Origin of the sequence: Longispora albida DSM 44784 (assembly GCF_000379825.1) — a bacterium.
Classification (GTDB): domain Bacteria; phylum Actinomycetota; class Actinomycetes; order Mycobacteriales; family Micromonosporaceae; genus Longispora; species Longispora albida.
Genome location: NZ_KB903825.1, coordinates 150,178 through 173,220 on the forward strand (window position 1 = coordinate 150,178; position 23,043 = coordinate 173,220).

General features: G+C 70.1%; 22 protein-coding genes. 13 read left to right on the plus strand and 9 right to left on the minus strand.

Annotated features, from left to right (window positions below):
- The first annotated feature begins 2 nt into the window (after positions 1-2).
- The 3 genes from A3G1_RS0114405 (at position 3) to A3G1_RS34890 (ending at position 4,726) form a co-directional block, all read left to right on the plus strand.
- On the plus strand, positions 3-584 hold the full coding sequence (locus tag A3G1_RS0114405; RefSeq protein ID WP_018350184.1) for a TetR/AcrR family transcriptional regulator: 582 nt from the start codon (positions 3-5) through the stop codon (positions 582-584).
- Between the two features lie 27 nt (positions 585-611).
- Entirely contained in the window at positions 612-1,463 is an 852-nt protein-coding gene (locus A3G1_RS0114410) for an alpha/beta fold hydrolase (protein ID WP_018350185.1), read from the plus strand.
- A 224-nt stretch (positions 1,464-1,687) separates the two neighbouring features.
- Positions 1,688-4,726, plus strand: coding sequence for a TIM-barrel domain-containing protein (locus A3G1_RS34890; RefSeq protein WP_018350186.1), 3,039 nt, complete (start codon positions 1,688-1,690; stop codon positions 4,724-4,726).
- Positions 4,727-4,785: 59 nt separating this feature from the next.
- Here A3G1_RS34890 and A3G1_RS34895 read toward each other — a convergent pair whose 3' ends face one another.
- A complete protein-coding gene (locus A3G1_RS34895; protein ID WP_018350187.1) occupies positions 4,786-6,027 on the minus strand; it encodes an MFS transporter in 1,242 nt (413 codons plus the stop codon).
- 147 nt (positions 6,028-6,174) lie between these two features.
- Entirely contained in the window at positions 6,175-7,443 is a 1,269-nt protein-coding gene (locus A3G1_RS34900; RefSeq protein ID WP_083936933.1) for an MFS transporter, read from the minus strand.
- A 379-nt stretch (positions 7,444-7,822) separates the two neighbouring features.
- Between A3G1_RS34900 and A3G1_RS0114430 the strand changes: the two genes are divergently transcribed.
- From A3G1_RS0114430 to A3G1_RS40560, 3 genes are all read left to right on the plus strand, one after another.
- Positions 7,823-8,494: a GntR family transcriptional regulator gene (locus A3G1_RS0114430; protein WP_018350189.1), complete on the plus strand. Its 672-nt coding sequence runs from the start codon at positions 7,823-7,825 to the stop codon at positions 8,492-8,494.
- A 142-nt stretch (positions 8,495-8,636) separates the two neighbouring features.
- Entirely contained in the window at positions 8,637-10,163 is a 1,527-nt protein-coding gene (locus A3G1_RS0114435; RefSeq protein WP_018350190.1) for an aldehyde dehydrogenase family protein, read from the plus strand.
- 72 nt (positions 10,164-10,235) lie between these two features.
- Positions 10,236-10,400 (plus strand): hypothetical protein, encoded by a 165-nt coding sequence (locus A3G1_RS40560; RefSeq protein ID WP_018350191.1) that lies wholly within the window; start codon positions 10,236-10,238, stop codon positions 10,398-10,400.
- A gap of 39 nt (positions 10,401-10,439) precedes the next feature.
- Here A3G1_RS40560 and A3G1_RS0114445 read toward each other — a convergent pair whose 3' ends face one another.
- Positions 10,440-10,898, minus strand: coding sequence for an NUDIX domain-containing protein (locus A3G1_RS0114445; protein ID WP_018350192.1), 459 nt, complete (start codon positions 10,896-10,898; stop codon positions 10,440-10,442).
- A gap of 148 nt (positions 10,899-11,046) precedes the next feature.
- On the opposite strand from A3G1_RS0114445, the gene A3G1_RS0114450 reads away from it, so the two are divergent.
- Together A3G1_RS0114450 and A3G1_RS0114455 are read left to right on the plus strand one after the other, a co-directional pair.
- Positions 11,047-11,682 (plus strand): PadR family transcriptional regulator, encoded by a 636-nt coding sequence (locus A3G1_RS0114450; RefSeq protein ID WP_018350193.1) that lies wholly within the window; start codon positions 11,047-11,049, stop codon positions 11,680-11,682.
- 18 nt (positions 11,683-11,700) lie between these two features.
- Positions 11,701-12,195 carry a PLAT/LH2 domain-containing protein gene (locus A3G1_RS0114455; RefSeq protein ID WP_018350194.1) on the plus strand — a complete coding sequence of 165 codons (495 nt, stop codon included), beginning with the start codon at positions 11,701-11,703 and terminating at the stop codon, positions 12,193-12,195.
- Positions 12,196-12,269: 74 nt separating this feature from the next.
- On the opposite strand, the gene A3G1_RS0114460 is transcribed toward A3G1_RS0114455, so the two are convergent.
- From A3G1_RS0114460 to A3G1_RS0114475, 4 genes are all read right to left on the minus strand, one after another.
- Positions 12,270-12,452: a hypothetical protein gene (locus tag A3G1_RS0114460; protein ID WP_018350195.1), complete on the minus strand. Its 183-nt coding sequence runs from the start codon at positions 12,450-12,452 to the stop codon at positions 12,270-12,272.
- A 4-nt stretch (positions 12,453-12,456) separates the two neighbouring features.
- On the minus strand, positions 12,457-14,232 hold the full coding sequence (locus A3G1_RS0114465) for a hypothetical protein (RefSeq protein WP_018350196.1): 1,776 nt from the start codon (positions 14,230-14,232) through the stop codon (positions 12,457-12,459).
- Between the two features lie 150 nt (positions 14,233-14,382).
- The gene (locus A3G1_RS0114470; RefSeq protein ID WP_018350197.1) at positions 14,383-14,859 is read right to left on the minus strand and encodes a pyridoxamine 5'-phosphate oxidase family protein; all 477 of its coding nucleotides are present in this window, start codon (positions 14,857-14,859) and stop codon (positions 14,383-14,385) included.
- Between the two features lie 71 nt (positions 14,860-14,930).
- A complete protein-coding gene (locus tag A3G1_RS0114475) occupies positions 14,931-16,211 on the minus strand; it encodes an acetyl-CoA C-acetyltransferase (protein WP_018350198.1) in 1,281 nt (426 codons plus the stop codon).
- Between the two features lie 58 nt (positions 16,212-16,269).
- Between A3G1_RS0114475 and A3G1_RS0114480 the strand changes: the two genes are divergently transcribed.
- Both A3G1_RS0114480 and A3G1_RS0114485 read left to right on the plus strand, forming a co-directional pair.
- Positions 16,270-17,607: a 3-oxoacyl-ACP reductase gene (locus A3G1_RS0114480; protein WP_018350199.1), complete on the plus strand. Its 1,338-nt coding sequence runs from the start codon at positions 16,270-16,272 to the stop codon at positions 17,605-17,607.
- Positions 17,607-18,386, plus strand: a complete 780-nt coding sequence (locus A3G1_RS0114485; RefSeq protein ID WP_018350200.1) for a MaoC family dehydratase — start codon at positions 17,607-17,609, stop codon at positions 18,384-18,386. The genes A3G1_RS0114480 and A3G1_RS0114485 overlap by 1 nt, the downstream gene beginning before the upstream one ends.
- On the opposite strand, the gene A3G1_RS0114490 is transcribed toward A3G1_RS0114485, so the two are convergent.
- Entirely contained in the window at positions 18,376-18,861 is a 486-nt protein-coding gene (locus A3G1_RS0114490) for an SRPBCC family protein (protein ID WP_018350201.1), read from the minus strand. The genes A3G1_RS0114485 and A3G1_RS0114490 overlap by 11 nt on opposite strands.
- A gap of 45 nt (positions 18,862-18,906) precedes the next feature.
- The gene (locus tag A3G1_RS0114495) at positions 18,907-19,548 is read right to left on the minus strand and encodes a TetR/AcrR family transcriptional regulator (protein ID WP_018350202.1); all 642 of its coding nucleotides are present in this window, start codon (positions 19,546-19,548) and stop codon (positions 18,907-18,909) included.
- Positions 19,549-19,618: 70 nt separating this feature from the next.
- Here A3G1_RS0114495 and A3G1_RS0114500 point away from each other — a divergent pair, with 70 nt between their 5' ends.
- The 3 genes from A3G1_RS0114500 (at position 19,619) to A3G1_RS0114510 (ending at position 22,991) form a co-directional block, all read left to right on the plus strand.
- A complete protein-coding gene (locus A3G1_RS0114500) occupies positions 19,619-20,071 on the plus strand; it encodes an SCP2 sterol-binding domain-containing protein (protein WP_018350203.1) in 453 nt (150 codons plus the stop codon).
- A 6-nt stretch (positions 20,072-20,077) separates the two neighbouring features.
- Positions 20,078-21,283, plus strand: coding sequence for an acyl-CoA dehydrogenase family protein (locus tag A3G1_RS0114505; RefSeq protein ID WP_018350204.1), 1,206 nt, complete (start codon positions 20,078-20,080; stop codon positions 21,281-21,283).
- A gap of 145 nt (positions 21,284-21,428) precedes the next feature.
- Complete coding sequence (locus A3G1_RS0114510) at positions 21,429-22,991, plus strand: AMP-binding protein (protein WP_018350205.1); 1,563 nt, start codon at positions 21,429-21,431, stop codon at positions 22,989-22,991.
- Positions 22,992-23,043 lie beyond the last annotated feature (52 nt).

Genomic DNA, 23,043 nt, shown 5'->3' on the forward strand with positions numbered 1-23,043 from the left:
TCATGGGTAAGGGTGAGGAGACCCGTCAGGCTGTCCTGGAGCAGGCGGTGTCCACTGCCGGCCGGCTCGGCCTGTCCGGCCTGACGATCGGCAACCTCGCGACCAGCATGAAGATGTCCAAGAGCGGGCTGTTCGGCCATTTCCGCTCGAAGGAGGCCCTGCAGCTGCAGGTCCTGGCCTTCGCCAGGGACAGCTTCACCGAGCTGGTCATCCATCCCGCCATCGCCGCGCCGCGCGGCATCCCCCGGCTGACCACGCTCTTCGAGTGCTGGATGGAGACCGGGCGCTCGGCAGCGGCGGGCTGCGTCTTCGTCGCCGCCGCCACCGAGTATGACGACCAGGAGGGCCCGGTGCGCGACCAGCTGGTCCGCGACCACCGTGACCTGCTGGAATCCATCGCCCTGATGTTCCGCAGCGGCGTCTCGGAGGGCCACTTCCGCGAAGACGCCGACCCCGAGCAGTTCGCCCACGACCTGTATGGCGTGATGCTCGGCTTCTACCACGCCTACCGGATGATGCGTGACCCGCTGGCCGAGACCAGGACCCGGCGATCCTTCGGCAACCTGGTCGACCAGGCCCGCTAACCCCCCTTTTTTTTGGAGCTGATCCCGATGGCCGCTTCCTCGCTGGTAAAAAGCACGATCGTTCGTACCTATCGTGGCGCCTTCTGGACCCTGGAGCGCACAGCCCCCGGCCTCGGCTCCGCGCTCGCCGAGCGGCTGTGGTGCACGGTCCCGCGCGGCAGGATCAAGCCGGCCGCCGCGCCCGGCACCCGGGTCCCGGTGCAGCTGCACGGCCGCGACCTCGCCGTCGAGTCCTGGGGCTCCGGCCCGAACGTGTACCTGATGCACGGCTGGGGCGGCTGGCGCTCACAGTGGGAGCACTTCATCGCCCCGCTGACCGAGGCCGGGTTCCGGGTGATCGGCCTCGACGCGCCCAGCCACGGCGGGTCGGCGCCCGGCGGGTTCGGGAAGCGGCGCGGCCTGCTGACCGAGTTCGCCGAGGCGCTGACCAGGGTCGTGACGGTGTGCGGGCCCGCCCACGCGCTCATCGGCCACTCCGCCGGGTCGAGCGCCGTGGCGGCAGCCGTCCTCGACGGGCTGACCGCGGACCGGCTGGTCATGATCGCGCCGATGGCCGATCCGGTGCCGTACAGCTACGGCTGGGGCAAGGCGCTGGGCTTCGGTGAGCCGATCCGGGCCGGCTTCCTCCAGCGGCTCGAACGCAGGGTCGGACGGCCGATGGCCGACTTCAACATCCCGGCCAGGGCCGCCCTGGCCTCGAGCCTCCCTCCGGCCCTCGTGATCCACGACAGGCGGGACAAGCAGACCCTGCACACCGACGGGATCGCGATCTCCGACGCCTGGCCGGACGGCAAGCTCGTCCTCACCGAGGGCCTGGGCCACCAGCGCATCCTCCGCGACGCCGGCATCGTGTCCACAGTGGTGGAGTACCTTTCCTAGGCCAGCGACGGAATCACACAGGTTGCATCACAAACCAACCGCCGACGGCGCAAACTCTGCGCGAATCCGCAGCCCGTTCGTCCATTCATGCTCGTTACTGCTCGTTTCTAGCGAAGCATTGACATGAATGGGCAGCCGGCTGCCCAATGAGCGCCATGACTTCACCTCCGCGCAGCCTTCGCCTGCTACTGGGCGCCCTCCTGTGTGGCACTGCCCTCGCGACCATGCCGCTGTCCCCAGCGGCAGCCGCGACCGCTGGAAATGTCACCGCTTTCGCCCAGGCGGGCAGCACGTACAACATCACGCTCACCGGGAACGCCAAGGCCAAGGTCACCTTCGCCAGGGCCGACATCTTCCGGGTGCAGCTCGCGCCGAACGGGACGTTCACCGACCCGGCCGGCACCGACATCACGATCAGGACCGACTTCGGCGCGGTCACGACGAACTGGTCGGACGCCGGGTCCTACTACCGGATCAACACCAGCGCCGTCACGCTGCGGGTCAACAAGTCCCCGCTGCGGTTCGAGGCGTACCGTGCGGACAACGCCACCCTGCTCTGGGCCGAGTCGGCCCCGCTGAGCTGGACGGGCAGCGCCACGACCCAGGCGCTCAGCCGGGGTGCCGACGAGCAGTTCTACGGCACCGGCCTGCGGCTCGGCGAGTGGGCGCTGCGCGACAAGACAGTACCGGTCAAGGTGGACAACAAGTGGCGGGAGAACACCAACGCCTCCCCCGCGCCGTTCTACATGTCCACCAACGGTTACGGCGTGCTCCGTAACACGTGGGCTGGCGGGACCTACGCCTTCACCGGCCCGTCGAACTTCACCCACGACGAGAACCGGTTCGACGCGTACTACTTCGCCGGTTCCAGCCTCAAGGGCGTGCTCAACGCCTACACCGACGTGACCGGCAAGCCGTTCCTCGCGCCGATGTGGGGCTTCGAGCTGGGCAACGCCGACTGCTGGAGCACGTACGACACCGACCCGAACCAGGGTCCGCAGAACCGCGCCGGGCACCTGAAGACGCCGGACGTGGTCGCGTACGCCAGCGACGCCCGCGCGAAGGACATGCCGAGCGGCTGGTTCCTCCCGAACGACGGCTACGGCTGCAACTACGAGAGCCTCCAGCAGGTCGTCACCGACCTGAAGGCGAAGGGCTTCCAGACCGGCCTGTGGACGTCGACCGGCCTGGCGAACATCGGCTGGGAGGTCGGCACCGCCGGTACCCGGGCCGTGAAGACCGACGTGGCCTGGATCGGCTCCGGCTACAAGTACGCCTTCGACGGCGTGCAGCAGGCCGTCAACGGCATCGAGAACAACTCCGACGCCCGCCGCTTCGTGTGGACGGTCGACGGCTGGGCCGGCACGCAGCGCAACGCTGTGGTGTGGACGGGCGACACGTACGGCACCTGGGACGACATGCGCTGGCACGTGCCGGCCATCGCCGGGGCCGGGCTGTCCGGGCACAACTACGCCGCTGGTGACGTGGACGGCATCTTCTCCGGCTCCCCTGCCACCTTCACCCGTGACCTCCAGTGGAAGGCGTTCACGCCGGCCTTCATGACGATGTCCGGCTGGGGCGCGACGAATCCGGCCACCGGCTACAACGACAAGCAGCCGTGGCGGTTCGCCGACCCGTACCTGAGCGTCAACCGCAAGTACCTCCAGCTCAAGATGCGGCTGATGCCGTACATGTACACGATGAGCCGCAACGCCAGCCTGACCGGCACGCCGTCGACGCGGGCGCTCGTCCTGGAGTACCCGGACGACCCGGTGGCGCGCGGCAACGCGACCAGCGGGCAGTTCATGGCCGGTGACTCGTTCCTGGTCGCCCCGGTCGTCTCCAACACCACGACCCGCGACGGCATCTACCTGCCGGCCGGCACGTGGACCGACTACTGGACCGGCACCGTCTACCAGGGCCCGACCACGATCAACGGCTACAACGCGCCGCTCGACCGGCTGCCGCTGTTCGTCAAGGGCGGCGCGATCGTGCCGATGTGGCCCCAGATGAACTACACCGGGGAGAAGCCGGTCAGCACCCTGACCTACGACATCTACCCGCGCGGCAACTCCTCGTTCAACCTGTACGAGGACGACGGCGTCACCCGTGCCTACCAGACCGGTTCCTTCGCCACCCAGGCCGTGAACGTGACCGCTCCGCAGTCCGGTACCGGTGACATCACGGTGAGCGTCGGCGCCTCGACCGGCTCCTACACCGGCAAGCCGGCCTCGCGGGGCTACGAGTTCACCACGCACGTGGCGACGGCTCCGGCCTCGGTGACGCTCGGCGGCACGGCGCTTCCGGCGCACGGCACGAAGGCCGCGTACGACGCCGCCGCGACCGGCTGGTACTTCGAGGCCGGTGTGCTGTGGACCAAGGCCGGCTCGCAGAGCGGCGCGTTCTCGGTGACGATCGCGGGTGCCTCGCTGCCCGCCCCGTCCACCCCGCCCGGCTCCCCGGCGATCCCGAAGACCGGCTGGTCGCTCGTGTACGCCGACAGCCAGGAGACGGCGAGCGCGAACAACGCCGCTGCGAACGCGTTCGACGGCAACACGTCGACCATGTGGCACACGGCCTGGTCGGGTGGCACGCTGCCGCACGAGATCCAGATCGACATGGGCGCGGCGTACAAGGTGGACTCGCTCCGTTACCTGCCCCGCCAGGACGGCGGCGTGAACGGCCGGATCGGCCAGTACGAGGTGTACGTGTCGAACTCCACCACGACCTGGGGCAGCCCGGTCGGGACGGGGACGTTCGCGGACACCTCGGCCGAGAAGACGGTGAGCTTCCCGGCGGCGACCGGCCGGTACCTGCGGCTGCGGGCCATCACCGAGGCCGGTAACCGGGGGCCGTGGACGTCGGCGGCCGAGCTGACGGCGACCGGCACTGCCGTACCGGCTCCGGCCAATGTGGAGCTGGTGCACCAGGCCACCGGCAAGTGCACCGACATCCCCTACGGCTCGACCACGCCCGGCACCCAGCCGACGCTCTACTCCTGCAACGGCGCCACGCACCAGCGCTGGTCGTTCAACGCGAACGGCACGCTGACCGGCAAGGGCGGCGTGTGCCTGGACGGCGCGGCGGCGGTCGTCGCCATCCAGACCTGCAACGGCTCGGCCGGGCAGCAGTGGGTGGCACAGGCCGACGGCACGGTCACGAGCGGCACGAAGTGCCTGGCCCCGGTGGGCAACAACCCCACCAACGGCACGAAGCTCGAACTGGCCACGTGCTCCGGCCAGAAGTGGACGCTACGCCCGTAATGGCGGTGGGACCCCTCATGTCGCTATAGCGACGTGAGGGGTCCCACGATCTTGCGGCGCTACCAGGAAACAGCGCGGCGCTCCGCCGGAGTGCGCCACAGCAGCACACCGAAGATGATCGCGACACCGGCGATCAGCGCGCCGAACGCGAAGAACGCGTACTCGACGTTCTGGCTGTCCGCGAACTGCGCCAGGGTCAGCGTCGCCACGGCGGCGAAGGCAACCCGGAAGGCGTTGGCCGCGCCGAACACCCGGCCGACCCGGTCGGCGGAGATCGACGTCATCAGCAGCGTCCGGGTGGCGATCGCCGCGTTGCACAGGATGAACGCGCCGACGCCGAGCAGCGCCATCATGCCGACCAGCCCGAACGAGGCCTGGAACGCCGTCACCAGCCCGCAGAGCACGAAGGCCCCGATCGCGATGGTGAAGTTGCCCAGCTTGGCGATCTTCTTGTAGAACAGCCCGCCGACGATGAAGCCGATGCCGGCGAACGCGTCCACCAGGCCCACCTCGAACTCGCTGGCCTTCATCGTCTCCAGCACGAACACCGGGTTCAGCACGTTGCTCAGGGTCACCGTGACCAGGACCAGTGCGAACAGCACGGAGATCTTCACGATCGGTGCCCGTACCGGTGTACCGGCGTCAGCGGCCACGACCGTCGTCGTCTTGCCCTCGGCGTCGGTCACCTCGACGGTCGCCACGGCCGGCTTGCGGCCCATCGCGAAGAACAGCAGCGCGGAGACCACGAAGCAGACGGCGTTGAAGTACAGCACCGGCTCGATCCCGACCGCCTTCATCAGGAAGCCACCGACCGCCGCCGAGATCAGCGCCGCGGCCTGCGTGGAGATCTCGAACCGGGCGTTGAACGCGCCGAGCCGGTCCGCGTGCACCCGCTCCTTGATCATGGCGTTGCTGGCCGGCACGAACAGGGCGGCCGACACCGCGAGCACGAAGTTGGTCACGTAGATGCCGGCGTTGACCGGCGCGCCCGACAGCATCCAGAGCGGCAGGGCCAGGGCGGCGACCGCGCTGACCACATCGGACACCAGGCACAGGGTACGGCGGTCGAAGCGGTCGGCCAGCCTGCCGAACCACAGCGACAGGCCGACCGTGGGGATGGCGTTGGCCACGACGAGCACCGCGACGGCCAGCGCGGTCTTCTCGGCCTTGATCAGCAGGATGGACGCCGCGAGGAGCTGGGCGTTCTTCGCCAGGTTCGCGATGAAGTTCGCCGGGACGAACAGGCGTTCTGCCAGGGAGGGGCCCGTGGCGGGTGGTACCAGGGTCGAGCTGACGGACATGCGTGCCCTTCCAGAGATCAACTGTGGACGGACCAGTGAAACACCTGGCCCAGCCGATCTCCAAGTCCGATATGGACACAGAGGAGCCCGCCCCGGGCAAACCGGGACGGGCTGCTCTGTGACGCTGGTTACCCCAGGTGGGGTGGCCTACCAGCTGGCGGCGCGGGCGTTCTTCGGGGTGCCCATGAGGGTCAGCGCGGTGACCACCGAGACGACCAGCATCAGCCCGCCGAAGGCGAAGAAGGCGTACTCGATGTTGGTGTCGTCGGCGAACTTCGAGATGGTCAGGGCCGCGACGGTCGCGAAGCCCAGCCGGAAGGCGTTGACCGCGCCGAACACGCCGGACACCTTGTTCTCCGGCACGGAGGTCATCAGCAGCGTCCGGGCGGCGACCGAGGCGTGGCAGAGCACCAGCGCGCCGAGGGCCAGCAGCACGATCATGCCGACGAGCCCGAAGGACGCCTGGAAGGCCGTCAGCACCGCGCACAGCACGAACGCCGCGACCGCGATCGTGAAGTTGCCGAACCTGGCGGAGATCCGCTTGTAGAGCACGCCGCCGATGAGGAAGCCGATCGCGGCCATCGTGTCGACGATGCCGACAGCGCCGGCCCCCTTCTTCAGGGTGGACATCACGAACACCGGGTTGAGCACGTTGCTCAGCGTGATCGTGACGAAGACCAGCGACACGAACATCGACAGCCGGACCACCGGCGCCTTGACCAGCGTGAAGGTCGGCTCGGCCGGCTCGGGGGCCGGGCCGGTGACCCCGGCCGGGACAGCGGCGGGCGCCGGGTCCGCCGGGCGCTTGCCCATCAGGAACAGCAGCACGGCGGAACCGAGGAACGTCAGGGAGTTGAAGAACAGCATCGGCTCGGCGCCGAACCACTGGATCATGAAACCGCCGATCGCGGCAGACATCAGCGTGCCCGCCTGGGTGGCGATATCGAAATTGGCATTGAATTTACCCAGCCGCGCCTCGGGAATGCGCTCCTTGACGAGCCCGTTACTGGCCGGCATGAACACGGCGGCGAAACACGCCAGCGCGAAGTTACCGATGTACACCCCGATGCCCGCATTCCCGCCGAGCAGCAGGAATGCCGGGAGGGACGCGGCCGCGACCATGCTGCACACGTCGGCGATGATGCACATCGTCCGCCGGTCGAACCGGTCGGCCAGCCTGCCGAAGTAGACGCTGAGCAGCATCTGCGGGATGGCCACTGCGATGAACAGCCAGCTCACGGCGAAGGCGACGGAGCCTTCCTTGTTCGCCTGGATCAGCAGCAGGGCTGCCGCGATGACCTGGATGTTGTTACCGAGGTTCGTGATGAACGTTGCCGGCAGCAGCAGCCGCTCGGCCCGGCCGGGGCGCTCCCCCGCCTGGGGATCGCCCACGGTGAGAGGGGTGGAGACAGACATGGGATTCCTTCGCGACGCTCGCATATGGATTGCTGCGGTCACAGTCAACACCACGCGGCACACAATCTCCAGTCCCCTGTAGACATTCCAACCAGCACAAATTCAACCGAAACAGAAGAACGTATTGCCGGCGGCGGGCGGCGTGACACCCATTGGAAAACTTGAATAGCGCAATCAAATCCGGCACGGCACGCCCGTCGCCCGCCGCACGGCCCGCTGGACCGGGTGCGCGGTGACAGCCCCCGGACCCCTGGCCTAACATATGACGTACTACATAGAAATCAGCCCGGCCGGGTACTTGACGGCACCGGTCACACTGGGTGGCTAGTGGTACCGTCTGGGCACCCGAGGCACTGGGCACTGGCGAATGGAGAGACCTGTGGCGAGCGAGCACGACCTGCCAACCCTCAGGCTCCCCTCCGCCGCCCGCCGGACCCTCCGTGAGGAGGTTACCGCCGCCCTGCGCGCCGCGCTCATCTCCGGCGAGCTGCGCCCCGCCACGGTGTATTCGGCCGCGACCCTCGCCACGACCTTCGGCGTCTCCGTCACCCCGGTCCGCGAGGCGCTGCTCGACCTGGTCAAGGAGGGCATGTTCGAGGTCGTGCGCAACCGGGGCTTCCGGGTCACCGCGCTGTCCGACCGCGATCTCGACGAGTTCCTGGAGATCCGGGCCCTGATCGAGGTGCCGATGATGCGCTCGATCGCCCAGCGCGCCACCGCGCCGGAGCTGACAGCCCTCCGCCCGCTCGCCGACGAGATCGTCGCGGCTGCCGAGCGCGGCGACCTCATCGCCTACATCGACGCCGACCTGCGCTTCCACCTGGGCCTGCTCGCCCTGGCCGGCAACCGGCACCTGGTCGACGTCGTCAACGACCTGCGGACCCGCTCCCGGCTCTACGGCCTCGCCGAGCTGCACGCGCGCGGCGGCCTGGTCGACTCGGCCCGCGAGCACCACGGCCTGCTCGACGCCCTGGCCAAGGGCGACGCCGACGCCGCAGAGAAGCTGATGACCGTCCACATCAACCACGTCAGAACTACCTGGGCCTCGTAGTTCTTGATCTAACGCTCAGCGGGCCGGCACTACCTAAGTGCTCCAGGTCACGTTGCTTCGGCGTGCCCGTCACCGGCAGGGTGAACGGATCAGCGACGCCAGTGCTGCCGCCGCTTCTTCCACGTACTGTGAAGGAGCCGTCATGGCGCTTGAGCTTGTCGCAGGTACCGGCTGGACCGACGTTCTCGCCCGTGCCGCCGGGGCGACCCCGGAGGGTTTCGCCGGTGACCGGCTGCTGAACCTGATCGAGGGTGCCTGGTCGGACGCCGGTACGCCGAGCCCGCTGCACACCCCGGTGGATGGTTCCCTGCTCGCGTACCTGCCCCGTCTCGACCCGGTCACCGCCGGCCGCGCGGTGGCCCACGCCGCCGCCGAGCACCGCGAGTGGGCCGTGCAGCCCCTGGCCGAGCGGCACGCCCGGGTATCGGCCGCTGTCGACGCCCTCCAGGAGCACCGCGACACCCTGGCCCTCCTGCTGTGCTGGGAGATCGGCAAGCCGTGGCGGCTGGCCTGCGCGGACGTCGACCGGGCTCTCGACGGCGTGCGCTGGTACCTCGCGGAGATCGGCCCGATGACCGCCGGGCGGGACCCGCTGCCCGGCCCGGTGTCGAACATCGCCAGCTGGAACTACCCGATGAGCGTCCTCGTGCATGCCGAGCTGGTCCAGCTCCTGGCCGGCAACGCCGTGATCGCGAAGACCCCGACGCAGGGTGGCGCGGTGTGCCTCACCGTGGCGCACGCGCTGATGCGCCGGGCCGGGCTCCCGGTGACCCTGGTGTCCGGCGGCGGCGAGGAACTGTCCGAAGTGCTGGTCCGCGCGCCCGAGATCGGGGCGGTGGCCTTCGTCGGCGGCCGGTCCAACGGTGGCAAGGTCGCCGCGGCGCTCCTCGACTCCGACAAGCCGCACATGATCGAGCAGGAGGGCCTCAACGCCTGGGGCGTGTGGGACTTCAGCCAGTGGGACCTGCTCGCCGGCCACATCCGCAAGGGCTACGAGTACGGCAAGCAGCGCTGCACCGCCTACCCCCGGTTCGTGGTGCAGCGGGACCTGGTCGACGCGTTCCTCGCCATGTACCTGCCCGTCGTCTCCTCGATCCGGCTGGGCCACCCGCTGGCCTCCGCCGACGGCACGCTGCCCGAGCTCGACTACGGGCCGCTGATCAGCGCTGGCAAGGCCGGCGAGCTGCGGCGGAAGGTGGACGAGGCGCTGCGCGGCGGCGCGGTACCGCTGTACCGGGGTGCGCTGGGCGACCACTTCCTGCCCGGCCAGGACACCTCGGCCTACGTCGCCCCGGTGGCCCTGCTGGCACCCCCTGGCCGGTCCCGGCTGGCCCACGCGGAGCCGTTCGGCCCGGTCGACACCATCATCGTGGTGGACACGAAGGACGAGCTGCTGGCCGCGATGAACGCTTCCAACGGCGCCCTGGTCGCCAGCCTGGCCTGCGACGACACCGAGGAGGCCGCGAAGCTCGCCGTGGACCTCCAGGCGTTCAAGGTCGGCATCAACCAGCCCAGGTCCCGTGGTGACCGTGCTGAGGCGTTCGGCGGGCGCGGCGCGTCGTGGAAGGGTGCCTTCGTCGGCGGCGAGCACCTGGTCCACGCCGTGACCACGGGAGAGGGCCGGCTCTACGGCAACTTCCCGGACTACTCCGCGTACCCGGCGGCGTGAAACTGCTCATTCCATTAATAGACAACAATCTTTAGAGTGAAGGCGACCCGTCACCCATCGAAAGAGGTCATCATGGGCCGTCTCGCCGACAAGCTGCTCGGTTACCTGGTCCCGAAGGCCGCCGCGACCGCGGCCTGCGCCCGCAACTGCGGCTTCCGGGGAGCCTCCTACCCGAGCGGCGGCAGCTACTACTGCTGCTTCAACCCCGACTGCACAGTCACCTGCTGGTGCGTGTAGCGGAAACGAGGGGGCCAGGCATCAGCCTGGCCCCTTTTCTCACACCTTCGCGAAGCCCGCGGCCAGCATCAGCGCCTCGTGGTTCGTGATCAGGAACTCGCGCAGCCCCTCCGGCCGGAGCATCGGCGGCAGCCCCTCCGGCGGGAGCACCCGGGCCAGGTCGTACCGGCCACGGCTCGGATCCTCGAACTCCGGCCCGTGGCGCGCCGACATGTCGAGGCTGGTGAGCCGGCAGACGAAGAAGTACTGCACGACGACGCCCTCGTGGTACGGGAACGTGTTCAGCAGGACCTGCTGGTAGCCGGTGGCCGTCGCCCCGAGTTCCTCGCGCAGCTCGCGTTCGAGCGCGTCGACCGGCGAGGAGTCACCCGGCTCGATCCCGCCGCCGGGGGTCGTGAAGTAGATCGGCCGGTTGGGCTTCGTACGCCGGATGAGCAGCAACATCCCGTCTTCGTCGTAGAGGACGGCTCTGGCCGCCCTGCGCACGATCTGCCGCACATCGCCCTCCAAAGTCCCGCGTCCCTAAGACGGTACGGCCTCCAGCCGGTCTCGTGCACGGTAATCCGTGACGCCAAATACGTTGTCTCGCGACTGCTTCTCGATATATCGTCAACGTGTCGAGATAATCGAGAGAACAGGAAACGACATGCGACACCACGCAGAACACCACCACGGCGAGCGCCGTGAGCACTGCGACCGGCGCGGCGAGCACGGCGGCCGGGGCCGGGGCTTCACCGGCCACGGCTCCGGAGGAAGGGGCGGACCCGAGCGGCTGGCCTTCGCCTTCGGCCCGTTCGGCCCGTTCGGCGGCGGCAGGGGCCGCGGGCACGGCGGCCGGGGGCGGGGCCGGGGGGCCAGGCGCGGCGACGTCCGCGCGGCGATCCTGGGCCTGCTGGCCGAGCGGCCCATGCACGGGTACGAGATGATTAATGAGCTGGACCAGCGCACCAGCGGCGCCTGGCGGCCGAGCCCCGGCTCGGTCTACCCGACGCTGCAGCTGCTGGAGGACGAGGGCCTGATCAGCGGGCAGGAGTCGGAGGGCCGCAAGCGGTTCTCGCTGACCGAGGCCGGGCAGACCGAGGCCGCCACGCTGGACACTCCGCCGTGGACCCAGATCTCCGAGGAGGCCGGCCAGTCCGCGCACGACCTGCGGGCCGCCGCGATGGGCATCATGCAGGCGATGGGCCAGGTGATGGCGGTCGGCTCAGCGGAACAGCAGGAGCGCGCACTGGCCATCCTCAGCGAAACCCGCCGCAAGCTGTACGGGCTTCTGTCCGAATAGCGACTATTGTGGCGCCTTGTGAAACTGAGCGCCTTTCTCTTCTCGTGTCTGCTGGCCACGGCCGCGAGCCCGGCCAGCGCGCATGACGCCGCCGTGCCGGATCCGGGCCTCCCCGTCAGCGAGGCCGGGTCCCGGCCGGGCACGGCACGCCTCCCGGTGCGGTACACCGTGGAGGTCCTGACCGGCAAAGGGCCGGAGGCCGGCACTGACGGCACCGTCTACCTGCAACTCCACGGCACCCACCGCAGCACGGGCTTCCTGCTGCTCGACAACGGCAAGAAGCCTTTCGGGGCAGGTCAGTCCGACAGCTTCGACTTCGAGCTGACCGACCTGGAGAACTTCGAGGGCGTGTCCGTGAAGCTGTGCTCGCGGACGTGGTGGTCCTCCGACTGGTACCTGGACAAGGTCACCATCACCAACCAGCTCGGCAGCCAGTGGGTCTTCCCCTACTACCGGCGGCTCGGCACGGAGAGCAAGAAGTGCTCCGAACCGGCCAGGGCCGACGTGGCATAGGACAGCCTGAACAGGGCTGAGCCCGGCGGTTCGCGCGTCTTGGGGGATCGCGTGACCGCCGGGCTCAGCCCTGCCTAGTACCTGTGCCCGGTGGCGTTGCGCCGCCGGGTCTTGCCGTACCTGCCCGGCTGGGCGTTGCGCCTGCCCGGCGGGAGCAGCCGGGCGATCAGGCTCGCCAGCGCGAACAGGTGGTCCGGTGCCCGGCGTGGCCGGGGTATGTCCTCCAGGGCCTGCGCCCACCAGCGGGCTCGCGCCATCTCGTCAGCCTCCGATCACACCGAGGACGGGAAGTTCCTTGCCGCCGGCCGTCGCCTTCACGGTGACCGGGCGATTCTGGTCGGGGAACGGGCCGGCCGTGACGTAGGTCTTCGCGGCTCCGGGCTTGGCCGTGCCGACGGTGACCTCGATCTTCTCCGTGCCCGGGCTGGCGGCCGCAAGCACGTGCCACGTGCCGGCCGGAGCCTTCCACCATGTCGTCGCGGCGACCGGCCCGCCGAGCGAGCTGCACACCCGGGAGCCGCGCACGACAGCCGTCGAGTGCACGCCGGTGCCGCCGGTGAGCACGGCCCGCGCCTGGTTGCTGCCGTCGGCGAGGTCGCCGCGCAGGCAGGCCCACCGGCCGGCCCCGCCGCCCGCCGGGAGCTGGCCAGACCAGAACTCCCAGGCGTGGACCGCCACGACGGCCGTCTCCTGCCACTCGGTGAGCTGGCAGCCGAGCTTGTCCCACACGCCGCCGGGGGCGTCGAGTGCCCTGGGCGCGCCGGGCTCGCCCTGCGTCAGGTGCACCAGGCCGATCTGGCCGAGGTCGGCGAGGCTGACGGGCGCGTTCTGCCCGACGTCGGCGAGGGTGAGGCGGAGCAGCGGGCCGGTGTAGCAGGACCCGGCGACCGGGCGGACCGGGTCGGTCACGCCGTCCTTGGCCGGCAGGTCCTGCCAGGCGCCGCCCAGCACGCCGGTCTGGGCCTGCTTCACCCACGGCGCGAGCAGATATCTCGTACCCGCCAGGCGCAGCGCGCTCGCCCCGGCGACCGTGGCGGCCGGCATCGGCGACAGCTCCAGGCCCTTACCTTCCGTGTACCGGGCCAGCCTCGACTTGTCCGCGAGGAGCACGACGGGCACCCCGTCGACCTTCCCCGCGAAGAGCAGCTGCGGCGTGCCGACCGGCGGGGCGCCATCGGTCCCCCGTCCGACCTGGACGTTCTTCTTGTCCCGCCACGCCGTGACCGCGGCGCCGGTGAGCTGCTTGTCCTGCTGGGACTCGCCGCGCGAGGGCCAGCTGGCCAGCACCGGGTACGCGCTGCCCTGCCAGGCCGTCCCGCCGACCAGACGCACGCCACCCGCTGGCTTCTCGGCCGGCTGCTGCTTCTGGGGAGTACTGGCCGCGCCGGTCGTGAGGACGACGGCACCCGCGATCAGCACGGCGGCAGCGGCGCCGCCCGCGAGGCCACGGCCGAGCCGGGCCGTCCGGAGCAGGGCCGGGGCCGGGGCCTGGATGCGGGCCACGGTCGGGTTCATGGCCGGCTCGTCGAGCAGCTCGGCCTGGCGGGCGGCGTCGAGCCCGTGGTCGTGCGCGAGCCCGTCGCGGATCTTCAGGGCTGCCGACACCGCGGAGTACGGATCGGGCGCCCCGGCGATGGTCAGCACGGCCGTGGCGCTCTTGCGGTTCATGCCCTCGGCCATCAGCAGCAGGTACGCGGCCCGGGCCTGTGGCTCCGCCGAGGCGAGCGCGGCGTCGACGGCCGCGTGCTCCGGCCCGCCGGGCGGGGTCGCGGCGCGGGCGAGGCGGCTGAACGCGCCCGGCCACGACCACCGCCGGCTCAGCGCCCGGTTGAGCACCCGGGCGAGCATGACCTGGTACCCGTCCTCGGCGTCGGCGGCGATCTGCCGGCCTGCCCGCCAGGGCAGTGCCCGGTGCACGAGCTGGTGCGCGCGCCACCAGCGGGCCTGGCGGCTGCGGTGCCCGGCGTCCAGCACGTACGCAGCCCGGACGAGCCGCCCGTAACCCTGGACGAAGGCGGTCTCCCACCGCACAGACATCTACACCCCTCCCGCGTGCTGTCAAGCACCTGTCACGCGGGTCAACGGCAGGCGACACGCCGGGGTGACGGCCTTTGCGCTATTTGCCAATTCCGGCTATTCAGGACAGTCCTCGATCGACTCCACGATGATCGAGTACCGCGAATACCCTCAATCCTCCACGGGCACCGGCTGCCGGGGCTGATCCGCGAAGTTCTCCTCGTCGAAGAGGATCCACCCGGTGACGGTGACCTCGTAGATCCGGTGGTGGTTCGTGCCGGCGGCCATCCGGGCCGCGTCGATCGCCCGGGCGGCACGGGGCCAGCGCCCGGCGAAGACGCCGATCTCGGTGTCCACGCCGGTCGCCGGCAGCTCGCGGGCCGTCCCGGTGTACGTGACGCCCCGGACTTCCTGGCCCAGCTCGTCCAGCTCGATGTCGAGGATGCTGCCGGCCACCCGGCCGTCCCGCCGGATGTTGGCGCTGTGCTCGCGGGCGGGACGGGAGATGAAGTACAGCTTGTCGGGACTCAGGGTCGACGCGAACCACACGTTGCACACGACAGGCGAGCCGTCCTCGGTCACGGTGGCGAGCTGCATGACCTTGGCGCCGGAGACGTAGTCTTCGAGGATCTGCCGTGCGTCGCCCATAGTTTCCTCCCGGCTACTGTTCGTTTTCCTGCACAGTAGACGGTTGGTGTGGCTATGGCTACAGACAGTTTCTACCGCTCCAGGATCGCCGTCACGCCCTGGCCGCCGGCCGCGCAGATCGAGATCAGGCCCCGGCCGGAACCCTTCTGTTCCAGCAGTTTCGCCAGGGTGGCGACGATCCGCCCGCCCGTCGCCGCGAACGGGTGCCCGGCGGCCAGCGAGGACCCGCGCACGTTCAGCTTCGACCGGTCGATGGACCCGAGCGGGGCGTCGAGACCGAGCCTGTCCTTGCAGAACTCCGCGCTCTCCCATGCCGCCAGCGTCGCCAGCACCTGCGAGGCGAAAGCCTCGTGGATCTCGTAGAAGTCGAAGTCCCGCAGCGTCAGCCCGGCGCGCTCCAGCATCCTCGGCACCGCGTACGCCGGGGCCATCAGCAGCCCCTCGTCACCGTGCACGTAGTCGACTGCCGCCGTCTGGCTGAACGTCAGGTACGCCCGGACCGGCAGCTTGCGCTCCTTGGCCCACTCCTCGCTCGCGAGCAGCACCACGGCCGCGCCGTCCGTCAGCGGCGTCGAGTTGCCCGCCGTCATCGTCGCGCCCTCGCCCCGGCCGAACACCGGCCTGAGCTTCGCCAGCTTCTCCACTGTGGAGTCGCCGCGCATGTTCTGGTCCTGCTTCAGCCCCAGGAATGGCGTGACCAGATCATCGAAGAAGCCTTCCTCGTACGCCGCTGCCAGCCGCTGGTGGCTCAGCGCGGCCAGCTCGTCCTGGTCCTCCCGCGTGACGCCCCACTCCTGGGCCGTGATCGCGGCGTGCTCCCCCATCGACAGCCCGGTACGCGGCTCGGCGTTGCGGGGCATGTCGGGGACGAGCTGGCCGGGCCGGAGCCGGGCGACCAGCTTGAGCTTGCCGCCGAGCGAGCGGGCCCGGCTGGCGTCGAGCATGATCCGGCGGAGGTCCTCGTTGACGCCGAGCGGGGCGTCGGAGGTGGTGTCGACGCCACCGGCGATAGCCGAGTCGATCTGGCCGAGCGCGATCTTGTTGGCCACGAGGATCGCGGCTTCGAGGCCGGTGCCACAGGCCTGCTGGACGTCGTATGCGGGGGTGTGCGGGTCGAGCCTGCTGCCCAGTACCGCCTCGCGGGTCAGGTTGAAGTCCCGGCTGTGCTTGAGCACCGCGCCGGCCGCGACCTCGCCGATGCGCGCGCCGGCCAGCCCGTACCGCGCGATCAGGCCGTCGAGGGCCGCCGTGAGCATGTCCTGGTTGGACGCGTGCGAGTACGGCCCGTTGGACCGGGCGAACGGGATCCGGTTGCCGCCGACCACGGCGACCCGGCGGATTTTCTCGGTCATGGCTACCACTCTAACCTACTCGTGAGTAAGATTACGGCCGAGTAGGGAGGCATTTTCCATGACCGATCGGTACCAGCAGTTCGCAGCGTCCGGCCCCGGGCGCTTCCTCGTCCCCAAGCTCGGCCTGCCCGACCCGGCGAAGCTGCGCAGGTACCGGCCGGGCCAGCCGGTCGCCGCCGGCCCCGTCCTGCTCGGCGCCGCGCCCGGCGGCAGGCTCGACGCCGCCGTGGCCAAGACCCTCGAGGCCGCCGACGCCACGGTGCACTTCGAGGCGAGCGAGTCCGCCGAGGCCAGGTACCACGGGCTGGTCTTCGACGCGAGTGGCGTCAGGAGCAGCACGGAGCTGGCCCGCCTCCACGAATTCTTTCACCCGGTGATCCGGCGCGTGATGGCTTCCGGCCGGGTTCTCGTTCTTGGCACGCCGCCCGAGCTGTGCGCCGACCGGCACGAGCGCACCGCCCAGCGGGCGCTCGAAGGCTTCGTCCGCTCGGCGGGCAAGGAGCTGAAGCGCGGCGCGACCGCCCAGCTCGTGTACGTGGCCCCGGGCGCCGAGGACTCCGCCGACTCCACGCTCCGCTTCCTCCTGTCGGCGAAGTCGGCCTATGTGGACGGGCAGGTGATCCGGATCGGCGCCGGTACCGTCCACGAGGCCGCCGACCCCGCCAAGCCGCTCGACGGCAAGGTCGCCCTGGTCACCGGCGCGTCCCGGGGCATCGGCGAGGCCATCGCCCAGGTGCTCGCCCGCGACGGCGCGCACGTGGTCTGCCTCGACGTACCGGCGATGGGCGAGGCACTGTCCACTGTGGCCAACAGGATCAGTGGCTCGGCGCTCCAGCTCGACATCACCAAGGACGACGCTCCCGCGACTCTCGCCACGTACTTCCGTGACCGGCACGACGGCGTCGACATCGTCGTCCACAACGCCGGCATCATCCGCGACAAGACCCTCGGCCGGATGAAGCCGGAACACTGGGACGCGGTGATCGCCGTGAACCTGACGGCACAGGAGCGCACCACCGAGGCCCTGCTCGACGTCATCCGCCCCGGCGGCCGGGTCGTCACCCTGTCGTCGATCGCCGGCATCGCTGGCAACGTCGGCCAGACCAACTACGCCACGTCCAAGGCCGGCGTGATCGGTTTCGTCCAGTCCTGGTCGCCGGACCTGGCCGAGCGCGACATCACGCTCAACGCCATCGCGCCCGGGTTCATCGAGACGCAGATGACGGCCTCGGTGCCCCTGATGATCCGCGAGGCCGGCCGCCGGATGAACTCACTCGCCCAGGGTGGCCTGCCGGTGGACATCGCCGAGGCCGTGGCCTGGTACGCGCACCCGGGCTCCGGTGGCGTCACCGGCAACGTGGTCCGCGTCTGCGGCCAGAGCCTGCTGGGGGCGTAATGTCCACTGTGCTCCGCGCGCTCCTGTCGATGACCCACAAGGGTGACTCTCTGCCCAGCACGGTGCTCCGGAAGACGGTCACGCCGGATCGGCGGGCGCTCGCGGAGTACAACATCGTGTGTGGTTTCCGGGTTTCTGACCTGGTGGGGCCCACCTATCCGCACGTGCTCGGGTTTCCGCTCCAGATGGAGCTGATGACCGCGAGTGACTTCCCCTTCCCGGTGATCGGCCTGGTGCACGTGGCCAACCGGATCACCGTGCACCGGCCGCTGCTCGCCGACGAGGAGCTGGAACTGACCGTGCGGGCCGAGGACCTGCGTGATCACGAGAAGGGCAGGCAGTTCGACCTCGTGACGGAGGCCAGGGTCGGTGAGGAGGTCGTCTGGCAGGACTGGTCGACCTATCTGCGCAGGTCAGGGTCGTCCTCTGGTTCGGGTGGCGGCGGCAGCGAGCCGCCGAAGCCCAGCGCGGTGTGGTCTGTGCCCGCCGACACCGGCCGCCGCTACGCCGCCGTTTCCGGCGACGCCAACCCCATTCACCTGTACCCGCTGACAGCGCGCGTCTTCGGCTTCCAGCGCGCCATCGCGCACGGCATGTGGACGAAGGCGCGCTGCCTGGCGGCGATGGAGGGCCGGCTGCCGGAGGCGTACACGGTGGACGTGCGGTTCAAACTGCCGGTGCTGCTGCCCGCCAAGCTCGCCTTCTCCTGGTCGGGCACGGAGTTCGCCCTGCACGACGCGAAGAACGGCAAGCCACACCTGACCGGCACTATTTCTTAGTACGCCGCAGTGTGGCTCGCAGGAAGCGGACCCAGAGCGACCAGCGGGCCGGCCGGGCAGGCGGATGCCCGGTCAGCCGGTGGAGATTGTCGAACAGGTCAGCGACCAGCGCCTCGTGGAACCAGCGGATCGCCAGCGGCCAGCCCAGCAGCATCCCGCCGGTCGTCCGGCCGTTGATCTCGTGGGTCACGACGCAGCGGCCGGAACCGGCCGGCTCCAGCCGGAACTCGTGCCAGCCCTCGATGCCGGAGCCGGGATCGAAGGCGTACCGGACGCGGCTGCCCGGCTCGTACTCGGTGATCGAGTACCGGATGACGGCGTGCCCGCCGCGCGCGCCGACGCCGGGCGGCCGGTCGAAGACCTGTGGCGGCCAGCGGCGGGGCCACACGAGGTCGTCAGAACTCCCGGCCGTGGCGAGCAGCGGCGCGACCTGCCCGGCCGGGGCCTCGATCGTGCAGGACTGGAAGTTGCGCATCCGGCCTCCTGTACCCAGCTCGCCAGCGACGCTAGCCCCCTGCGGTCACGCGTGCGGCGGCGGGGTCCACTGTGCACCGGTGAGCAGGGTGCCGAAGCCGAGCCAGACGAGATTCATGAGGCGGGCGGCCGCGGCCTCCGGGTCGGCGTCCGGGTGGTCGGCGATCCAGTCAGCCAGCGCCTCCCCCGCGCCGACCAGCGCTGTCGCCATCGCTGCCACGTCGCCACGGCTCGGCTCGATCCGCTCGGCCTGCGCGGCCCCGCCGAGCAGCGCGGCGACGGCCTGCACCATCCGCGCCCGGCTGCTGGCGACCTGCTCGGCGAACGGGATGCCCTGGGAGCGGGCCTGCCGGTAGAGCACGATCCAGCCGTCGCGGTGCTTGGCCACGAAGGTGAGGAAGGCGCGCAGCCCCTGCCACAGCCGCTCGTCCGCGCTCATCTCCCCGACGATCCGCTCGGCGACGGCCGTCATCAGCAGCTCGGACTCGCGGCGGATGCAGGCGGCGAACAGCTCTTCCTTGGTGCCGAGGTACGCGTAGACCATCGGCTTGGAGATGCCGGCCCGCTCGGCGATCTCGTCCATGCTCGCCGCGTGGTACCCGTGCTCGGCGAAGACCGCCACGGCGGCGTCCAGCATCTGCTGCTCGCGGACGGCGCGGGGCAGGCGGCGAGATTTCGTGCTCGTCATACTTGCCAGTGTACCTACTCCAACGTAACCTTACTCGCAAGTAAGTAGCCGTCCCACGGAGGAATACATCATGGCCGAGATCGAAGGCTTTGGCGACCTGAGCGACATCAGCCCGACCGACTTCGCCAAGCTGGTCAAGACCGCGCCGAAGGAGGTCTTCGAGCAGGTCCTCGGCGACCCGGAGGCCCGCACGACCGTGCTGGACGAGGTCTTCAACCGGATGACCACCCTGTACAAGGGCAGCAAGTCCACCAAGGCCGTCCTGCACTGGAAGATCCTCGACAAGCCGGGCGGCGGCTACGACCTGTACGAGACCGTCCTCGACGGCACCGAGTGCACCGTGAACAAGGACGGCGAGAACGAGGCGCGCGCCACGATCAGCCTGAACGGCGTGGAGTTCCTGAAGCTGGCCTCCGGCAACGCCTCCCCGCCGGTGCAGTTCATGACCGGCAAGATCAAGATCAAGGGTGACCTCGGGTTCGCGGCCGGCCTGGCCAGCCTGTTCAACATCCCGAAGGCCTGATCCGGCGTGGTCGACTTCGAGCTGTCCGACGAGCACGAGGAGCTCAAGTCCTGGGTGCACGGCTTCGCGGCCGACGTGATCCGGCCTGCGGCCCACGAGTGGGACGAGCGGGAGGAGACCCCCTGGCCGATCATCCAGGAGGCCGCGAAGATCGGGCTGTACGGCTTCGAGACCCTCGCGGAGTTCTGGGCTGACGGCACGGGCCTGTCCCTGCCGATCGCCCTGGAGGAGCTGTTCTGGGGCGACGCGGGGATCGGCCTGGCCATCTACGGCACCAACCTGGCGGTCGCGGCCATCTACTCGGCGGGTGAGCCCGAGCAGCTCGTCGAGTGGGTGCCGCAGTGCTACGGCGACGAGGCGAACCCGGCTGTGGCCGCGTTCTGCTCGACCGAGCCGGAGGCCGGCTCCGACGTGGCCTCGATGCGCACCCGCGCGGTGTACGACGAGGCGAAGGACGAGTGGGTCATCAACGGCTCGAAGTGCTTCGCCACCAACGGCGGCATCGCGGGCATTCACGTGGTCATGGCCTCTGTTGACCCGTCGCTGGGCTCGCGCGGGCAGGCCGGCTTCATCATCCCGCCGGGCACGAAGGGACTGACCAGCCCGGCGAAGATGAAGAAGCTGGGGCTGCGCGCCTCGCACACCGCCGACGTGTACCTCGACGATGTCCGGGTGCCCGGCTCCTGCCTCCTCGGCGGCAAGGAAGCGCTCGACGCCCGGCTGGCCAAGGCCCGCGAGGGGCAGCGCGCCTCCAACAAGTCGATGCAGACCTTCGAGCTGACCCGGCCGTCGGTCGGGGCGATGGCTGTCGGCATCGCGCGGGCGGCCTACGAGTACTCACTGGACTACGCGAAGACCCGCGTGCAGTTCGGCAGGCCGATCGTCGAGAACCAGGCGATCGCGTTCATGCTGGCCAACATGCGGATGGAGATCGACGCGGCCCGGCTGCTGGTCTGGCGGGCGGCGTGGATGGGCCGCAACGGCAAGCGCTTCGAGGCGGGTGAGGGCTCGATGTCGAAGCTCAAGGCCGGCGAGGTGGCCGTCAGGGTCACCGAGCAGGCCGTGCAGATCCTCGGCGGTTACGGGTACAGCCGGGAGCACCCGGTGGAGCGCTGGTACCGGGACTCGAAGATCTACACCATTTTCGAGGGCACCTCGGAGATCCAGCGGCTCGTGATCGCACGGGCGATCTCAGGCGCGTCGCTGCGGTAACACGGTTGGGGTAGTGACTCCGGGCTGGAAGTGCGCTTCCGGCCCGGGGTTTCTTTTTCTTCGGTACCCGGCCAGCTGGGCCTATGCTGTAGACATCCATTGTCGTCGAAGTGTGTGCGTGGCGGCACACGGCGGAAGGATCACGATGACCCCGGTCGGCACCCTGGCCAAGCTCGGATACGCCTTCGCACGCAGCGGGCTGCTCAAGCCCAGCAGGCCCGACCGGATCGCCCGGCAGGTCGGCGCGCTGCTCCACTGGGGGCTGAGCCTCGCCGGGGAGTTCGTCTCCGCTGCCCGGCGCGACCCCGGCCGGATCGCGATCGTCGACGACGCCGGGCAGCTCACCTTCGCCGAGGTCGACCAGCGGACAGACAGGATGGCCCTCGCCTTCGCCGTGCACGGCCGGCCACGGATCGGCCTGCTGTGCCGTAACCACCGGGGTGCCGTGGAGACCCTGATCGCGGCGAGCAAGCTGGGCAGCGATGTCGTGCTGCTCAACACCGGCCTGTCGGCGGCACAGCTCGCGACGGTGCTCGACCAGCAGCAGGTGGACGTGGTCGTGCTCGACGAGGAGTTCGCCGGGCTGCTCGGCGACTCGGTGCTGCCCAGGTACCTGGCGTGGGCCGAGGGCGGGGCCTCCGATCTGGAGTCGCTGGCGACCACGCCCGGCGGCGGGGAACTGAGCCCGCCGGAACAGCCGGGGCGGACCATCATCCTCACGTCGGGTACGACGGGAGCACCCAAGGGAGCCCGGCGGCCGGTGGTGCACGGGGTCAGGCCGCTCGCCGCGATGCTGTCGCGCATTCCGCTGAAGGTCGGCGGGCGGGTACTGATCGCCGCCCCCATCTTCCACACCTGGGGCTTCGGCGGGCTCCAGTTCGCGACGGCGATGCGGTCCACCCTGGTGCTGCGGCGCAAGTTCGAGCCGGCCGCGATCAACGAGCTGCTGGCCGCCGAGAAGTGCACCGCGCTGTGGGCCGTGCCGATCATGCTCCAGCGGCTGCTGGACGAGGCTGCTCCGCCCCGGGTACCCGAGCTGCGGGTGACGGCGGTGAGCGGCTCCACGCTGCCCGGCGACCTGGCACTGTCCTTCATGGACGCGTACGGCGACGTGCTCTACAACCTCTACGGCTCGACCGAGGCGTCCTGGGCCGCCGTGGCCCAGCCGCACGAGCTGCGGGCCTATCCGGGGACGGCTGGGCGGCCGCCGGCCGGTACCCGGCTGGTGATCTTCTCGGAGGACGGCGAGCCGGTCCGGCCCGGCGAGACGGGGCAGATCTTCGTCGGCAACGAAATGATCTTCGACGGGTACACGAACGGGGCCGCGAAGGAGATCCGGGACGGCATGCTCCGGACCGGGGACCTCGGCCACCTCGAGGCCGGCGGGCTGCTGTTCGTGGACGGCCGCGAGGACGACATGATCATCTCGGGCGGGGAGAACGTCTTCCCCCGCGAGGTCGAGGACCTGCTGTCCCGGCTCCCCGAGGTCCTGGAGTGCTGCGTGGCCGGGGTGGACGATCCCGAGTGGGGCCAGCGGCTGGCCGCGTGGGTGGTGCTGCACCCGGGCGCCGAGCTCGATGCCGAGGCGGTGCGGCAGCACGTGAAGGAACACCTGGCCAGGTTCTCGGTACCGAGGGACGTGCGTTTCCTGGACGCACTCCCCCGCAACGCGACCGGGAAGGTCCTGGTCCGCGATCTCCCCAGGTAGTTGCGGGGTCAGGCCCGATGAGTGAAGATCATCGGCGCACTGAACACTACGC

Excerpts from the sequence above, each read along its gene's own strand:
- A3G1_RS0114405 (WP_018350184.1), top strand. The coding sequence starts at position 3 with ATGGGTAAGGGTGAGGAGACCCGTCAGGCTGTCCTGGAGCAGGCGGTG.
- A3G1_RS0114410 (WP_018350185.1), top strand. The coding sequence starts at position 612 with ATGGCCGCTTCCTCGCTGGTAAAAAGCACGATCGTTCGTACCTATCGT.
- A3G1_RS34890 (WP_018350186.1), top strand. The coding sequence starts at position 1,688 with ATGCCGCTGTCCCCAGCGGCAGCCGCGACCGCTGGAAATGTCACCGCT.
- A3G1_RS34895 (WP_018350187.1), bottom strand. The coding sequence starts at position 6,027 with ATGTCCGTCAGCTCGACCCTGGTACCACCCGCCACGGGCCCCTCCCTG.
- A3G1_RS34900 (WP_083936933.1), bottom strand. The coding sequence starts at position 7,443 with ATGTCTGTCTCCACCCCTCTCACCGTGGGCGATCCCCAGGCGGGGGAG.
- A3G1_RS0114435 (WP_018350190.1), top strand. The coding sequence starts at position 8,637 with ATGGCGCTTGAGCTTGTCGCAGGTACCGGCTGGACCGACGTTCTCGCC.
- A3G1_RS40560 (WP_018350191.1), top strand. The coding sequence starts at position 10,236 with ATGGGCCGTCTCGCCGACAAGCTGCTCGGTTACCTGGTCCCGAAGGCC.
- A3G1_RS0114450 (WP_018350193.1), top strand. The coding sequence starts at position 11,047 with ATGCGACACCACGCAGAACACCACCACGGCGAGCGCCGTGAGCACTGC.
- A3G1_RS0114460 (WP_018350195.1), bottom strand. The coding sequence starts at position 12,452 with ATGGCGCGAGCCCGCTGGTGGGCGCAGGCCCTGGAGGACATACCCCGG.
- A3G1_RS0114465 (WP_018350196.1), bottom strand. The coding sequence starts at position 14,232 with ATGTCTGTGCGGTGGGAGACCGCCTTCGTCCAGGGTTACGGGCGGCTC.
- A3G1_RS0114470 (WP_018350197.1), bottom strand. The coding sequence starts at position 14,859 with ATGGGCGACGCACGGCAGATCCTCGAAGACTACGTCTCCGGCGCCAAG.
- A3G1_RS0114475 (WP_018350198.1), bottom strand. The coding sequence starts at position 16,211 with ATGACCGAGAAAATCCGCCGGGTCGCCGTGGTCGGCGGCAACCGGATC.
- A3G1_RS0114480 (WP_018350199.1), top strand. The coding sequence starts at position 16,270 with ATGACCGATCGGTACCAGCAGTTCGCAGCGTCCGGCCCCGGGCGCTTC.
- A3G1_RS0114485 (WP_018350200.1), top strand. The coding sequence starts at position 17,607 with ATGTCCACTGTGCTCCGCGCGCTCCTGTCGATGACCCACAAGGGTGAC.
- A3G1_RS0114490 (WP_018350201.1), bottom strand. The coding sequence starts at position 18,861 with ATGCGCAACTTCCAGTCCTGCACGATCGAGGCCCCGGCCGGGCAGGTC.
- A3G1_RS0114495 (WP_018350202.1), bottom strand. The coding sequence starts at position 19,548 with ATGACGAGCACGAAATCTCGCCGCCTGCCCCGCGCCGTCCGCGAGCAG.
- A3G1_RS0114500 (WP_018350203.1), top strand. The coding sequence starts at position 19,619 with ATGGCCGAGATCGAAGGCTTTGGCGACCTGAGCGACATCAGCCCGACC.
- A3G1_RS0114510 (WP_018350205.1), top strand. The coding sequence starts at position 21,429 with ATGACCCCGGTCGGCACCCTGGCCAAGCTCGGATACGCCTTCGCACGC.